The sequence below is a fragment of the Burkholderia sp. AU30198 genome, assembly GCF_020419825.1.
Taxonomy (GTDB): domain Bacteria; phylum Pseudomonadota; class Gammaproteobacteria; order Burkholderiales; family Burkholderiaceae; genus Burkholderia.
The window spans coordinates 20,343-35,238 of record NZ_JAIZSA010000030.1 but is presented as its reverse complement, the minus strand read 5'-3'; the positions used below and the strand labels follow the sequence as shown (position 1 = coordinate 35,238).

Sequence of the window (14,896 nt, the reverse complement as noted above, 5' to 3'; positions counted from 1 at the left end):
AGGAAATGATGGTCAGACGGTGCGCCACCCGTCGTGGAGCAGCGCGGTCACGCGTTCGCGCAGCCGTGCCAGCCCGCCGAGCGCGACTTCCCGGGGCGGACGCGACACCGAGAACGCCACGCGCGTGCCCTCCCGGCCTTCCGCGCTGAGCCACAGCCGCTCACCGCGGCGCAGCTTCAGCGTTTCGCCGTCGACCAGGAAGTAGTCGTTGACGTCGTTGCTGCGCGTCGCCCACACCGGCCCGCACTGGACCACCAGCCGCGTGCTGCGTTGTACCTTCATCGGCACGGTTTCGCCCGCGGGGATTTCGAACGTGATGCTTGAAGAAATTTCTTGCATGATCGACTCCGCCAATAAGTGCTTCGATGGCTACAATCGTAGTCACTTCAAGGCGTCTGACAAAACGACCAATTTTCACGTCGATGTGAGGAAAATTAGCAAATGGACCTCCGCCAGCTACCTGCGCTGAACGCGATTCGTGCGTTCGAAGCCGCCGCCCGTCACGAGAATTTCTCGCGCGCCGCCGACGAGCTGTACGTCACGCACGGCGCGGTCAGTCACCAGGTACGCGCGCTCGAGGAGGAGCTCGGCGTGCAGCTGTTCACGCGCAACGGCAAGCGGCTGTGCCTGACCGACGTCGGCATGCGCTACGCGCAGCAGATCCGCACCGCGCTGATGGTGATCGCCAACGCGACCCGCGACGTGCGCGCGAACGACCGCGACCGGCGGCTCGTGGTGTCGATGCTGTCGTCGTTCGCCGCGCGCTTCATCACGCCGCGTATCGGCACGTTCATCGAGCGGCATCCGGAAATCGACGTCGAACTGCAGTCGACCAACTCGCTCACCGATTTCGCGCGCGACGACGTCGATCTCGCGATCCGCTTCGGCCACGGCAACTACCCGGGGCTGCATGTCGAGCCGCTGTTCGACGAGGTGTTCTTTCCGGCGTGCGCGCCGACGCTGAATGGCGGCAAGCTGCCGCAAACGCCGGCCGATCTCGTCCACTACAACCTGCTGCGCTCGGATGACGAACTGTGGCGGCCGTGGTTCGACGCGGCCGGGCTCAAGACGCTGACCGAGCCGAAACGGGGGATTCTGTACCAGGATTCGTCGAACCTGCTGCTGGCCGCGATCGACGGCCAGGGCATCGCGCTGGTGCGCCGCTCGCTCGCGGTGCACGACCTGCTCGACGGGCGCATCGTGCGCTTGTTCGACATCGACGGGCCGAGCCCGTGGCACTATTTTTTCGTGTGTCCGCCGCCGCTCCTGAACACGCCGCGCGTGCAGGCGTTCAGGACCTGGCTGCTTCAGGAAGTCGCCGAATACCAGCGGCTGTGCGACGAGCTGGACGCGCGGCGCGCGGCGGGGAAGACCCCCGCCGAGTGCGCGCAGGAAGGAGGATGGCGGGCGCTTAGAGCACAACCTTGACCATCGGATGGCCGGTCAGTGCACGGTAGATGTCGTCGAGCTGCGCCTGGCTGGTCGCCCGCACGGTGATCGTGAGACCCGTGTAGTTGCCGCCGCTCGACGCGCGCTCCTCGATCTTCTCGACGTCGATTTCATTGTCGTGGACGCTGACGACCTTGAAGATCGTGTCCTTGAACTCCGGGTGCGCCTTGCCCATGATCTTGATCGGGAAATCGCACGGGAACTCCAGCAGCGACTCCTTCCGGGTATCGATCGCGCCGGTCACCTCGATGGTTTTGGTCGGTTCGCTCATCACTTTCTCCGGGTTAGGTCAAACTGTTCAAACTCGCGCGCCTTCGCGCGCTGGTACGCGTCATACAACGCCGCGAACACGGGGCCCGGCTTGCCGCCCTGTACGGGCAGATCGTCGAGCGACGTGACGGGCAGCACTTCCTTCGTGGCCGACGTGATCATGATTTCGTCGGCTGCGCGCAACTCCACTTCGCTGATCTCGCGCGCGACGAACGGGATCTTGCATTCGTCCGCCAGCTCCTCGATCAGCGCGTAGCGGATCCCCTCGAGGATCTTGTTGCTGCGCGGCGGCGCGAGCAGTTCGCCGTTCTTCACGATCCACACGTTCGACGACGAGCCTTCCGTCAGGTTGCCGTCGCGCAGCTGCAACGTCTCGAACGCATCGCGTTCGGCCGCGTGCTGCGCCATCAGCACATTGCCGAGCAGCGAGATCGACTTGATGTCGCAATGCAGCCAGCGGCGATCCTCTGCCGTCACGCAGCGCACGCCCTGCTCGCGTTCTTCGGCGGACGGCAGGCGCAGCGGGCTCGTCATCACGAACACCGTCGGCACCGCATTCGCCGGGAACGCGTGGCCGCGCTTCGCGACGCCGCGCGTCACCTGCAGGTAGACGAGCGCGTTGCCGTCGCCGAGCCCTTCGGCATTCGCCGCGACGACGCGCTCGATCAGCGCACGCCAGCCCGCGTTGTCATGCGGGCTGACGATACCGATCTTCTTCAGGCTGCGCTCGAGCCGCGCCAGATGCTGTTCGATCCGGAACGGCACGTGCGCGCCGTCGTGCGCATAAACGGGGACGACTTCATACACGCCGTCGCCGAAGATGAACCCGCGGTCGAGCACCGGTACACGGGCTTCCGACAGCGGCACCATTTCCTCCTGCGACGACACGCTGAGGTAGACGATCGGTTCAAATTCGGCTTGGCTCATAGCTATGACAGATGGGGATGAAGTCGTGAAAACAAAGGCCCGTCGTGCTTACTTCTTCTTGCTGAACATCAGCAGGATCGAGTCCCAGATACGCCCGAAGATACCCGCTTCCGGCACGGCCTGCAGTGCGACGACCGGGAATTCGGACAGCGTCTTGCCGTCGGCGACGATCTTCACGGTACCGACCTGCTGGCCTTCCGCGAGCGGCGCGATCAGCGGCGCGTTCACGTCGACTTCCGTCTTGATCTTGTCGCCGAGGCCGCGCGGCACGGTCGCCCACTGGTCGCCCTTCACGCCGACCTGCACGGTGTTTTCCTTGCCCTTGTAGATGCGCGGCGTCGACATCGCCTGGCCGCCCTTGAACAGGCGCACCGAATCGAACGCGCTGTAGCCGTAGTTCAGCATCTTCATGCTGTCCTGCGTGCGCTCGCCTTCCTTCTGCTCGCCCATCATCACCGACACCAGGCGGCGCTGGCCGTCCACACCCGGGATCGCGCGCTTCGCCGACGCGATCAGGCAGTAGCCGGCCGCTTGCGTATGGCCCGTCTTCAGGCCGTCGACCGTCGGATCCAGCCACAGCAGACGGTTGCGGTTGCCCTGGCGGATGTTGTTGTACTTGAATTCCTTCTCCGAGAAGATGCTGTAGTACTGCGGAAAATCGCGGATCAGGTGGGCGGACAGCTTCGCGAGGTCGCCGGCCGTCGTGTAGTGGTTCGGGTCGGGCATGCCGTTCACGTCGGCGAAGTGCGTGCCCTTCATGCCGAGGCGCTGCGCCTCGTCGTTCATCAGCGTGACGAACTGCCCTTCGCTGCCGCCGACGAGTTCGGCCAGCGCGATCGCGGCGTCGTTGCCCGACTGGATGATCATCCCGTACACGAGGTCGTGCACGGACACCGGCTTGTTCGCTTCGATGAACATGCGCGACTCGTCACGGCCGACGCGGCGCACGGCTTCGCTCGGCGTGACGATCTGCTCCATCGAGATCTTCTTCTTGTCGAGCGCCTCGAACACGAGGTACGCCGTCATCAGCTTGGTGAGCGAGGCCGGCTCGACGCGTTCATCGGCATTGCCCGACGCGAGCACCGTGTTGCTGGTCGCATCGACGAGCACCCACGAGTGCGCATTCACGCCCGGCGGCGGCACCGCGCCCGGCATGTAGGTCGCGGGCGCGCCGGTGAACTGTTCGGTGGCGGCCGGTGCCGCATGCGCGGCCTTGGCCTTGGCGGCCGGCTTCGCCTCGGCGACGACGATCGTCGACGCGAGCGCGACGGGCAGCATCACGCCGAGCGCAACGTTGCGCGCGGCGGTGCCGAAGGCGATGGAGGAAGCGAGGGACTTGAGGCCTTGGGGAGACAGACGCATGATCGATTCAGGCTGATGGCAGAAAGTGCGGTGCGAAACGCGCAGGGTTGAACGGCAAGGCGGCGGGCGTTTCGGGCACTCGCCCGAAAATCGTCGGGCGACGCGAAACGCGCCGGTTGGACTCGTGCGGACGCGTTCGGTTCGCGGCCGTCGCGAGCGGGCGGACAGGCGGCGAAACGAGCGCCGCATGGGCCCAGCCGGGCCGCGGGCGACGCGGAATCCGGCCATTATACGTGGCCGCGCAGGGCGTTTTCGCGAACCTGGCGCCGGACAGTTGCACATCCGCATCGGGCGCAGGGGGCCGGCAAGCCGCACGTCATCGCACGCGAAGGTGTGCGAAAGGCATGCGCAGGCGGGATGGAAGTCGGGTTGCGCCGCACGCTGCGGCGCGATGTCACGCGGAGGGGGGCGCGCATCCGGCGCGTGCCGGATGTCGCGTGTGCGACGCGACGCGGGCCGCCGGCGTCATGCCGGCACCCGCGCAGTGGCTAGCGCCACGCGTCGACGATGATGCGCTTCAGCACGTGCAGCTTGCGGTGCAGGAAGTGCTCGGCGCCAGGGATCACGACGACCGGCAGTTCCTGCGGCCGCGCCCAGTCGTACACCGAAGCGATCGGCACCGTGTCGTCGGTTTCGCCGTGGATCACGAGCGTGTTCTCCGGCACGTCGGCCACCTGCCAGCGGCTCGCGGCCGTGCCGACGAACACCATCCGTTCGATCGTCTCGCCCGCGTCGCGCAGCCGCTTCGCGACGTGCGACAGCACGAAGGTGCCGAACGAGAAGCCCGCGAGCACGAGCGGCAGGTCCGCATACGCGGGCTGCGCCCGCATGTGCGCGAGCACCGCGAGCAGGTCGTCGGCCTCGCCGGTGCCATTGTCGTGCACGCCTTCGGTCGCGCCGACGCCGCGGAAATTCGACCGGAACACGACGTAGTTCAGCTGCACGAGCGTGCGCGCCAGCGTCTGCGCGACCTTGTTGTCCATCGTGCCGCCGAACAGCGGATGCGGATGTGCGACGAGCGCGATGCCGCGCGGCGCGGCGCCGCTTTCGCGCACGGCGTCGGGGAGGTCGACGGCGATTTCGATCTGCCCGACCGGGCCCGCGATCAGCGACTTCTGCGTATGAACGTTCATTCGGCCGGCCCGCTCAGATCTTCAGGCGGTCGACGACCTTGCCGTCGCGCAGGTGCGATTCGACGATCTCGTCGATGTCGGCCTGGTCGACATACGTGTACCACGTGCCTTCCGGATACACGACCATCACGGGCCCTTCCTCGCAGCGGTCGAGGCAGCCGGCCTTGTTGATGCGAACCTTGCCGGGCCCCGCGAGGCCGAGCTCCTTCACGCGCTTTTTCGCGTATTCCTGCATGGTCTGCGCGTCGCATTGCGCGCAGCTCGGGCGTTCGGCGCCCGGTTCGCGCTGGTTCAGGCAGAAGAAGACGTGGTGCTGGTAGTAGGAATCCATGATGGTGACGAGCAGCCCGGCGCGAGGCCGTGCGGAAAGAGGAGCGGTTGCCGCTGCGCGGGGCAGCAGAGGATGCGGACGATTATAGCGAGCGGCGCAGGCCGCTGCCCGCGATACCGCCACCGCGCCGCCAGAGCCCCCGCGTCAGCGGCGCAGCGCGGCCGGCAGCCACGCGTGCTCGACGCGCTGGCCGAGCCAGATCAGCGCCGCGTAGGGCCAGATCCACGCGAGCCAGCGCGCGAGGCTGTTGAAGTGCACGTAGCGGCCCTGCCGCCAGCCCGACAGCGTGAAGTCGAAGAACGGATTGACGGGCAGCAGGTTCACGAGCGCCACGCCGGCCAGCAGCGCGAGCGCCGCGAACGCCGCGCGCCAGGTCGCCGGCACGTACAGCGCGACGAGCGCGGCCGCGAACCCGAGCTCGATCCCGAGCCTTGCGCCGGGCGTCGCCCATACGACGACGAGGCCGGTGGCCGACTGCATGAAGGTCGCGGCCGCCTTCAGCACGAGCGTCGCGGCGACGAGCACGATCAGGAGCCGGATGCGCGGCGCGCGCGGCCGCATCGCAAGCGACGCGATCGTCAGCGCGGCAAACAGCATCAACCCGCCGAGCGCGGCCTCCCACCCGGAGTCGGACAGCCAGCCGTCGACGCGCTCCGGCCATTCGCCCACGCGCCACGCGGCCGGCAGCCACGCGAGCAGCGCGTCCTGCATCGACGCGTCGGCACGCTCCCACAGCGCGGCCGGCCAGTCGCCGATGCCGAACAGGAACGGCGACGGGAACAGGATCGCGAACGGCCACAGCCCGGCGAGCAGCAGCGGCGTCGCGCCGTCGTCCTCGAACCATGCGAAGCGCAGCCGGCGCAGCGCGCCGCGATCGAGCAACGCACCGGTGGCCGGCGCGACGAGCGCCGCGCCCAGCAGCGCGCCGAGGGCATTGGCCGCGAGATCGAGATTCGACGCGACACGCGTCGGCAGGTAGGTTTGCAGCGCTTCCATCGAGCCCGACAGCAGCACGCCGAGCCCGGCCGCGATCAGCGTCGCGGCCACGCCGCGCCAGCGCGGGTGCAGCGCGAGCACGGCAAGCGCACCGAACGGCAGATAGCCAAGCACGTTCGTGACCACGTCGAATGCGGTCACGTAGCGCTGCATCGGCGCGAACAGGTAGTCGAATGGCCCGATGCCGAGCGACACCCAGCCTTCGAACGGATACAGCGATGCGTAGACGATGAGTGCCGCGTAAGCGGCAAAGGCCTGCCGCGCGAGCGGCGATGCGCGAGGGATGCCGGTCGCGCTCATCGCGGCTGCGCGGCACGCGTCACGGCGTGCCCGCGTATGCCTGCATGCCGACCCACGCGGCGATCTGCGACACGAGCTGGTCGCTCGCCGTCGCGAGCGCGCGGGCACCGCCCGCCGCGTCCGGCGTGCTCGACGGCGCACGGGCGACGAACGTGCGCTGGCCGAGCACCTTGCCGTCCAGCGTCAGCGTCGCGCGCGCGGTGACGGCGCCATGGCTCTGCGACTGGCCGTCGAACACCTGCTCGAATTCGTTCAGGTCGACCTTGAGGGTCGGCGCGCGCACGCCATCGGATCCTTCGAGCACCGTGCCGCGCGACGACAGCGCGCCGCGCAGCCGCTGCGTGAGCAGTTGCGCGGGCGGCGCGGTCCAGCGGCTGTCGCGATAGACGGCCACATGCTGCGCGTCCAGATACGCAAGGCGGTATGCGAATTTGTCGGAGTCGAGCGCGTCGGGCGCGGCGACGTCGAGCACCTTCAGCGCGGGGCCGGGGCCCGCGGTCACGGCCGACGTGGCCGGCCCGAGGTCATAGCGGACATTCGACAGCACCGCGCTGTTGCCGGCGCAGCCGGCCGCGAGCGACAGTGTCAGCACGGCAAGCGCGGCCGCGGCGGGACGCAGCGCGCGGTCAAGGATTCGTGGCATGGCGTGTTCCTGCATGATGTTTCCGGTTTCGATGGGTGTCACTGCCCGGCCGTCGCACCCGGCCAGACGAAGCCCGGTTCGCCGGGCCCCGGCGCCGCGCCGGGCGAACCGAACAACAGACTGCGCGGGTTGCGACCAAGTTCACCGGCCACGTCCTTCAATTGCCGCGACGCGTCGCCGACACTGCCGGCCAGCGCGTTGAAACGCGGCAGCGTGTCGTACTGCACGCGCGCGTTGAGATCGTTCAGCGCGACACCGATCCGATCCGCGGCCGTACCGGCCTTGTTCAGGTTCGACACGAGCGGCCCGTTCGGCTGCAGCAGCGTGTTCGCCGACGCCATCGCGCGGTTCACCTCGTGCATCGTTTCCGGCAGTGCGGTGACCGCCGGGCCGAGCTGCTTCGTCAGCGTGGTGGCGCCGTCGGCCGCGTGCTGCAGGCTTTCGGCGGTCGCGCGCAACTGCTCGCGCATCTCGGGCGACATCAGCGCATTCGCGCTCTTCGCGGCCAGTTCGAGCTGTCGCAGCAGCACGTCGCCGCGCTCCTGGATCTGGTCGAACAGGCTCGGCCGCATCGGGATCTGCGCGATCGCCTTCGTCGACGACGGCAGCGGCGCCAGGTCGCGGCCCGTGTCCTCGAGCTGCACGAACGCGATGCCCGTCACGCCCTGGAAGCCGAGGCTGCCGTAGGTCGACTGCGTGATCGGCGCGTCGTGGTCGACGAGGATGCGGATCCGGATCTGGCCCGGGTGCGCGCGATCGAAGCCGATCGACTGCACCTTGCCGACGTCGAGGCCGCGAAAGCGCACGGCCGCGTCCGGGAACAGCCCCGTCACGTTGGTGCGCGCGAGCAGGTCGTACGGCACGCGCACGGTGCGGTCGACGTTGAACCAGAACACGGTGCCCGCGATCGCGAGCGTCAGCGCGATCGTGAACAGGCCGGCCCAGAACGCATGTGATTTGTTTTCCATTCGCGGATTCCTTCGTGCCTACAGCTCGACGCTCGACAGCGCCGGTTCGAGGGCCGCCTTCGGCAGCTTCGCGCGCCGCTCGGGCGGCAGCGCCTGCAATGCGCGGCGCCCGCGCAGCCCCAGGAAATATTCGTGGATGAACGGATGGTCGACGTTCGCGGCCTCCTCGACCGGCGCGGCCACCAGCACCTTGCGGTCGGCCAGCACCGCGACGCGCGTGGACAGCGCGACCATCGTGTCGAGATCGTGCGTCACCATCACGACGGTCAGCCCGAGCGTGCGGTGCAGCGTCGCGATCAGCTCGACGAATTCGTCCGACGCCTGCGGGTCGAGGCCGGCCGTCGGCTCGTCGAGAAACAGCAGCTCGGGCTCGAGCGCGATCGCGCGCGCGATGCCCACCCGCTTGACCATCCCGCCCGACAGCGCGGCCGGCATTTTCGACGCGTGCTTGCACGGCAGCCCGACCATCTCGAGCTTCAGCATCACGATATCGTGCAGCAGGTCCGGCGGCACGCGGCCGAGCTCGCGCAGCGGCTGCGCGACGTTGTCGAACACCGTCATCGACGAGAACAGCGCACCCTGCTGGAACAGCATCCCGGAGCGCGTGCGCATCATCCGCGCGCTCGCGTCGTCGATCGTCGCCGTATCCTCGCCGAACACCTTGATCGTGCCCGACGTCGGCCGTTCGAGGCCGAGGATCTGCCGCACGAGCGTGGTCTTGCCGGAGCCCGAGCCGCCGACGATCGACACGATCTCGCCACGCTTCACGTCGAAGTCGAGCTTCTGGTGAATGATGTTGCGCCCGTAGCGCTTGGTCAGGTTGCGCACCTCGATCACGAGATCGCCGGTATCGGCCGCCGCGGCTGGCCCGGTGCCGACCGACCCGGTACCGACTGCCGCAGCGTGCGCGGTCGTTTCGTTCGATGCGTTCATCCGAGCCCCACGTTCTGGAACAGGATCGCGAACACCGCGTCGGCGAGGATCACGACCGTGATCGACGACACGACCGACGTGGTCGTGCCTTCGCCGAGACTCTGCGAGTTCGCCTTGATCCGGAAGCCGAAATGGCAGGCGACCAGCGCGATCAGCATGCCGAACACGATGCCCTTGCCGACCCCGATGTACAGGTTCGCGATCGGCACGACGCCCGGCAGCGAGCGCACGAAATAGTTGACGTCGATCCCGAGCACGAGCTTCGCGGCAAGCGCGCCGCCCGTCAGCGCGATGATGTTGGTCCACATCACGAGCAGCGGCATCGCGATGCCGAGCGCGAGCACGCGCGGCAGGATCAGCCGCAGCCCGTGCGGGATGCCCATCACGCGCATCGCGTCGAGCTCCTCGGTCACGCGCATCACGCCGATCTGCGCGGTGATCGCCGAGCCCGAGCGGCCCGCGACGAGAATCGCCGACAGCACCGGGCCGAGCTCGCGGATCACCGACAGCCCGAGGATGTTCACGATGTAGCGGTTCGCGCCGAACATCTGCAGCTGCTGCGCGGACAGGTAGCTGAGCACGATGCCGATCAGGAACGCGACGAGCGCGGTGATCGGCAGCGCCTGCGCGCCGGCGCTGTAGATGTTCGCCGACGTCTCCTTCCACGGCATCGTCTTCGGACGGCGCAGCACCGACAGCGCATCGAGGATCACGAGGCCGAACATCGCGATGCCGCCCTGCAGGTGTTCGCCGAACCCGAAGATCGCCTGGCCGAGCCGCGTGACGGGATCGTAGCGCACGACGCGCTCGGGCGCCTCGCGCTCGCTGTCGAGCCGCTCGATGCGCTCGAAGATCGTGCGCTGCGTGGCGCTCAACGCGACACCGGCCGGCAGCTTGCGGCCCCACACGCGCCACAGCGCCTGGCCGCCGACGTGGTCGAGCCGCTCGATGCCGGACAGATCCCATTCGCTCACGCGCCCGGACGCGATGCTCGCGACACGGCGCGCCACCGCGCCGCGATTGCGTGCAAGCGCGAGCGCGGTCCACTGGCCGTACAGGCGCACCGTCTGGCCCTGGCCGCCGGCGTCGACCGACAGGCCGGGAGGAGTCTCGAAGTCCAAGGGCAGGTTGTTTGCAAAAAGGTGACAGCGGCCATTGTAGCGAACCGCCCGACGACGCGACGTGAGGATTTCCGTGGGGGGGCGCCTGGCTGGGGACGCCTGGCTGGGGCGTCTGGCCGGGGCGTCTGGCCGGGGCGTCTGGCTTGGGGTGTCTGGCTTGGGGTGTCTGGCTTGGAGCGTCCGGCTTGGGACGTCTGGCTTGGAGCGTCTGGCTTGGAGCGTCTGGCTTGGGACGTCTGGCTTGGAGCGTCTGGCTTGGGACGTCTGGCTTGGAGCGTCTGGCTTGGGGCGTCCGGCTTGGGGCGTCTGGCTTGGGGCGTCTGGCTTGGGGCGTCTGGCTTGGAGCGTTTGGCTTGGGGCGTTTGGCTTGGGGCGTCTGGCTTGGGGCGTCTGGCTTGGGGCGTCTGGCTTGGGGCGTCTGGCTTGGGGCGTCTGGCTTGGGGCGCCTGGCTTGGGACGTCTGGCTTAGAGCGTCTGGCCAAGTCCCCCGCACCGGGATGCGTGTGGAAGCCGCCGCCCCTGCCGTTGCCGGCGTCATCACCTTTCATCGGCTTCACCACCTTTCATTCTTCCGTCACGTTTCCTTTCGATACTCTCACGCGCCGCACATCAGGCCGTCGGCGCCCCGCGCCGCCATTCGTTGCGTACTCGCATTTCATAAAACAGAACACCGAACAGGACAACCGATGCGTCTCCCCCTGCTTTCCCGCCGTCGCGTGCCGGCCATCGCCGCGCTCGCCAGCCTTGCGTTCATCCTCGCCGCCTGCGGCGGCGACGACGTCACCTCGCCGCCGGTGACGCCGCCGGCGGCCCAGGCGCCCGTCGGCACGACGGCCACGCTCGCCCTGCTCGAGACGACCGACCTGCACACCAACGTGCTGTCGTATGACTATTTCAAGCTCGCCGCCGACAATTCGCTCGGCTTCGAACGCGTGTCGACGCTGATCGCGCAGGCGCGCGCGCAGTATCCGAACACGCTGCTGCTCGACAACGGCGACACGATCCAGGGCACCGCGCTGTCGGACTACCAGGCGCTCGTGAAGCCGATCGGCTGCGACCAGACGCTCGCGATCTACAAGGTGATGAACGCCGCGAAATTCGACGGTGGCGGGATCGGCAACCACGAATTCAACTACGGGCTGCCGTACCTGTCGCAGGTGACCGGCAACACGTTCGAGGTCGACGGCCTGCCGACGCCGGCCCAGCAGAAGAAGTGCGCGGGCCCGAACTTCCCGCAGGTGCTCGCGAACGTGATCAGCGCGAAGACCAACGCGCCGCTGTTCACGCCGTACACGATCCTGACCCGCACCGTGACCGCGACGACGCCGGACGGCAAGACGGTCAGCGCGCCCGTGAAGATCGGCATCATCGGCTTCACGCCGCCCGCGATCATGAACTGGGACAAGCGCTGGCTCGACGGCAAGGTCTACACGACCGGCCTGAAGGAAGCCGCGGAGAAGTACATCCCCGAGATGCGCGCGAAGGGCGCCGATCTCATCGTCGCGATCTCGCACGGCGGCCTCGACAATTCCGCGTATTCGCCGACGATGGAGAACGGCAGCTGGTGGCTGTCGAAGGTGCCGGGCATCGACGCGATGCTGATCGGCCACTCGCACCAGGTGTTCCCGGACGCGAACAGCACCGTGTCGCAGTTCAACCTGCCGGGTGTCGACAAGGTCAAGGGCACCGTCAACGGCGTGCCGACCGTGATGGCCAACTACTGGGGCAAGCACCTCGGCGTGATCAAGCTCGGCCTGAAGTTCGACGGCAAGGCGTGGGGCGTCGACAAGTCGCTGACGACCGTCGAGGCGCGGGCAATCCAGAACGCCGACAAGAGCTACGTCGCGGCCGATCCGTCCGTGTCCGCCGCGATCGCCGCCGAACACCAGGCGACGATCGACTACGTGAAAACGCCGATCGGCTCGACCGACTACCGGATGAACTCGTACTTCGCCGATGTCGGCGATCCGGGCGCGATCCAGATCGTCAACGAGGCGCAGGCCGACTACGTGAAGACCTACGTGCAGGCGAACCTGCCGCAATACGCGTCGCTGCCGGTGCTGTCGGTCAGCGCACCGTTCAAGAGCGGCTTCGGCGGCGGCACCGACTACACCGACGTCGCGCCGGGCGCGCTCGCGATCAACAACGCGGCCGACCTGTACCTGTACCCGAACACCGTGTACGCGGTGAAGGTGAGCGGCGCCGACGTGAAGAACTGGCTCGAAACCGCCGCGAAGCGCTTCAACCGCATCGACCCGACCAAGGCGACCGTGCAGCCGCTCGTCAGCACCTTCCCCGGCTACAACTTCGACATGTTCACGTCGGCCGATCTCGCGTATGAAATCGACGTCACGCAGGCGGTCGGCAGCCGGATCAAGAACCTGACGTACAAGGGCGCGCCGATCGACCCGAACGCGCAGTTCATCGTCGCGACCAACAACTACCGCGCGAGCGGCGGCGGCAACTTCCCGGGCCTCGACGGCAGCAAGACGATCTTCGCGTCGCCCGATGCGAACCGTGACGTGCTGATCGCGTTCGTGAAGCAGCGCGGCAAGATCACCCGCGCGGCCGACGGCGCGCAGCGCAGCTGGCGCTTCACGAAGCTCGCGAGCTCGGTCGCGCACGTGCAGTTCGCGTCCGCGCCGAACCGCCTCGGCGACGCGGCGGCGGCCGGCCTGACCGGCATCACGCAGGTCGTGGCCGACGACGGCTCGGGCAAGAACCTCGCCACCTACGAAATCGACCTCACCCAATGAGACCCGCGATGCAACCGATCCGGACGATACGGCCGGCCGAAACCGGCCTCGCCGCTGCCGCGCGGCGCGTGCTGCGCGCGAAGCTCCCGCCGGCCGCGCTGCTCGCGGCGGCGGCCGTGACCGTCGCGGCCGTCGTCGCAGCAGCGGGCCTGCGCGGTGCCGGCCCTGCGCCGAGCGCCGCGCAGCTCGACGAGTGGCAGGCGATGGTTACGCAGGCCACCGAGCCGCACGCGCTCGCGCAGTTGCGCACGCTGGCACGGCGCGGCTCGGGCGACGCGCAGGCGGCGCTCGGCATCGCGCTCGCCGACGCGCGCGAACCGGGGCTACGCGACGAGGGGCGCGGCTGGCTGGAAACGGCCGCGACGGCAGACAGCAAGGCCGACGCGCCGGCCGCCCGGCGTGCGCAGCTCGCGCTCGGCAAGGCGTTGCTGCTCGGCAGCAGCGACATGCCGAAGGACTACGCACGCGCACGCACGCTGCTCGGCGAAGCGGCCGCGCAGGGCGACCCGGCCGCCGCGTATTACCTCGGGCTGATCTATCGCAGCGGCTACGGCATCGCCGCCGATCCGGTGCAGGCCGCGCACTGGTTCGAGATCGCGTCGCGCGCGGACATCCCGGCTGCGGACTTCATGCTCGCGAACGCGTACCGCGAAGGCAGCGGCGTGCCGCGCGACGAGGCGCGCGCGCTGGCGCTGTATCGCCGCGCCGCCGAGCACGAGCTGCCGGAAGCCGTGCAGACGCTTGCGATGGCCTATCGCAACGGCGAACTCGGGCTCAAGCCCGACGCGGACGAATTCCACGCGCAGTGGATCGAAACCGCGCATGCGCTGAAGCACCCGGTGGTCGCGCCGTAACGGTTCGTCCGCACACACGCGCACGCACCGGCATCACACCGGCTGCATGACGTGCGTGCCCCGACGCCCCGCGCATCGATCACCCGGCAACGGAATCGATCGCGGGGCGCGGACGTGCGCGCCTGTTGCATTGCCACGATCCGGCCGCTCCGCGTCGATCGTTCGACACGCGGCAATGCATTACCATGCAGCCTCACAATAAAACCTGAGAGAACTGCATCCATGTCCCATCGCCTTTCCAGGCTTGGTGCCGCTGCCGTCGGCGCCGTCGCCCTTGTCATTGCCGGCGCGCCGCTCACCGCACTCGCCGCGCCGCCCGCCCAGCCCGACATCTTCAACGCCGCGCTGTGCAAGCCACCGTTCACGTCGGACCTGATGGACTCGATCTACAACACCGCCAAGGCGGCCGATCCGAAACCGGACGAGTCGATGCTGGGTGCCGCGGTCTATCGCCTGCCGGAGCCGATCCACCGCGACGGCTTCACGACGCAGCAGGTCGTGTTCGTCAGTACCGGGATCGGCGTGCTCGTGGACGGCGAAGTCGCCGACCAGCTCGCGAAACGCTACCAGCTCACCCTCGAGAAGGGCCACCTGCTGGGCGCGTCGTCAGTCGGCTATTCGCGCCGGCTGACGGTCCGCGGCCCGGGCGGTGCGCTGATCCTCGTGTCGGCCCGCCAGGGCCCGGCGCTGAAGGGCAAGACGCTGCTCGCCTGCGAAATGACGTCCGAGGAAGACATCAAGGCGCTGGAGCGGATGGAAAGGCATTGAGCGGTGCGGCGCTGCGGCGCCGTTCGCATGCGGGCGGCCGCGCGCCGCCCTGCCAGTCGCGCGTGTCGCCCGACGCGCGCCATCG

Annotated in this window: 15 protein-coding genes; 4 read left to right on the top strand and 11 right to left on the bottom strand. The window is 68.4% G+C overall.

Annotated elements, in window-relative coordinates; genetic code table 11:
- Positions 1-12: 12 nt before the first annotated feature.
- Positions 13-339 (bottom strand): DUF2917 domain-containing protein, encoded by a 327-nt coding sequence (locus tag LGN19_RS37615; RefSeq protein ID WP_122946777.1) that lies wholly within the window; start codon positions 337-339, stop codon positions 13-15.
- Between the two features lie 102 nt (positions 340-441).
- Here LGN19_RS37615 and LGN19_RS37610 point away from each other — a divergent pair, with 102 nt between their 5' ends.
- Positions 442-1,428 carry a transcriptional regulator GcvA gene (locus LGN19_RS37610; RefSeq protein WP_226220031.1) on the top strand — a complete coding sequence of 329 codons (987 nt, stop codon included), beginning with the start codon at positions 442-444 and terminating at the stop codon, positions 1,426-1,428.
- On the opposite strand, the gene LGN19_RS37605 is transcribed toward LGN19_RS37610, so the two are convergent.
- From LGN19_RS37605 to LGN19_RS37560, 10 genes are all read right to left on the bottom strand, one after another.
- Complete coding sequence (locus LGN19_RS37605; RefSeq protein ID WP_122946359.1) at positions 1,412-1,720, bottom strand: YbeD family protein; 309 nt, start codon at positions 1,718-1,720, stop codon at positions 1,412-1,414. The genes LGN19_RS37610 and LGN19_RS37605 overlap by 17 nt on opposite strands.
- Positions 1,720-2,646: a D-amino acid aminotransferase gene (locus LGN19_RS37600; protein WP_122946360.1), complete on the bottom strand. Its 927-nt coding sequence runs from the start codon at positions 2,644-2,646 to the stop codon at positions 1,720-1,722. Before LGN19_RS37600 ends, LGN19_RS37605 begins: the two co-directional genes overlap by 1 nt.
- Before the next feature lie 48 nt (positions 2,647-2,694).
- Positions 2,695-4,008, bottom strand: coding sequence for a D-alanyl-D-alanine carboxypeptidase family protein (locus tag LGN19_RS37595; RefSeq protein ID WP_122946361.1), 1,314 nt, complete (start codon positions 4,006-4,008; stop codon positions 2,695-2,697).
- A gap of 488 nt (positions 4,009-4,496) precedes the next feature.
- A complete protein-coding gene (locus tag LGN19_RS37590; RefSeq protein WP_034198940.1) occupies positions 4,497-5,141 on the bottom strand; it encodes an alpha/beta hydrolase in 645 nt (214 codons plus the stop codon).
- Between the two features lie 13 nt (positions 5,142-5,154).
- Complete coding sequence (locus LGN19_RS37585; RefSeq protein ID WP_011694422.1) at positions 5,155-5,472, bottom strand: (2Fe-2S) ferredoxin domain-containing protein; 318 nt, start codon at positions 5,470-5,472, stop codon at positions 5,155-5,157.
- A 144-nt stretch (positions 5,473-5,616) separates the two neighbouring features.
- Positions 5,617-6,768, bottom strand: a complete 1,152-nt coding sequence (locus LGN19_RS37580; protein WP_226220030.1) for a VanZ family protein — start codon at positions 6,766-6,768, stop codon at positions 5,617-5,619.
- A gap of 19 nt (positions 6,769-6,787) precedes the next feature.
- On the bottom strand, positions 6,788-7,426 hold the full coding sequence (locus tag LGN19_RS37575; RefSeq protein WP_413227270.1) for an ABC-type transport auxiliary lipoprotein family protein: 639 nt from the start codon (positions 7,424-7,426) through the stop codon (positions 6,788-6,790).
- Between the two features lie 23 nt (positions 7,427-7,449).
- A complete protein-coding gene (locus LGN19_RS37570) occupies positions 7,450-8,379 on the bottom strand; it encodes an MlaD family protein (RefSeq protein ID WP_122946364.1) in 930 nt (309 codons plus the stop codon).
- An 18-nt stretch (positions 8,380-8,397) separates the two neighbouring features.
- Positions 8,398-9,312, bottom strand: coding sequence for an ABC transporter ATP-binding protein (locus LGN19_RS37565; protein ID WP_226220029.1), 915 nt, complete (start codon positions 9,310-9,312; stop codon positions 8,398-8,400).
- Positions 9,309-10,433 carry an MlaE family ABC transporter permease gene (locus tag LGN19_RS37560; RefSeq protein ID WP_122946366.1) on the bottom strand — a complete coding sequence of 375 codons (1,125 nt, stop codon included), beginning with the start codon at positions 10,431-10,433 and terminating at the stop codon, positions 9,309-9,311. Before LGN19_RS37560 ends, LGN19_RS37565 begins: the two co-directional genes overlap by 4 nt.
- A gap of 686 nt (positions 10,434-11,119) precedes the next feature.
- Between LGN19_RS37560 and LGN19_RS37555 the strand changes: the two genes are divergently transcribed.
- The 3 genes from LGN19_RS37555 to LGN19_RS37545 all read left to right on the top strand — a co-directional run bounded on the left by LGN19_RS37555 (position 11,120) and on the right by LGN19_RS37545 (position 14,811).
- Positions 11,120-13,189, top strand: coding sequence for a bifunctional 2',3'-cyclic-nucleotide 2'-phosphodiesterase/3'-nucleotidase (locus tag LGN19_RS37555; RefSeq protein ID WP_122946367.1), 2,070 nt, complete (start codon positions 11,120-11,122; stop codon positions 13,187-13,189).
- Between the two features lie 8 nt (positions 13,190-13,197).
- On the top strand, positions 13,198-14,043 hold the full coding sequence (locus LGN19_RS37550) for a tetratricopeptide repeat protein (protein ID WP_226220028.1): 846 nt from the start codon (positions 13,198-13,200) through the stop codon (positions 14,041-14,043).
- 222 nt (positions 14,044-14,265) lie between these two features.
- Positions 14,266-14,811 carry a hypothetical protein gene (locus LGN19_RS37545; RefSeq protein ID WP_226220027.1) on the top strand — a complete coding sequence of 182 codons (546 nt, stop codon included), beginning with the start codon at positions 14,266-14,268 and terminating at the stop codon, positions 14,809-14,811.
- The last annotated feature ends 85 nt before the right edge of the window (positions 14,812-14,896 follow it).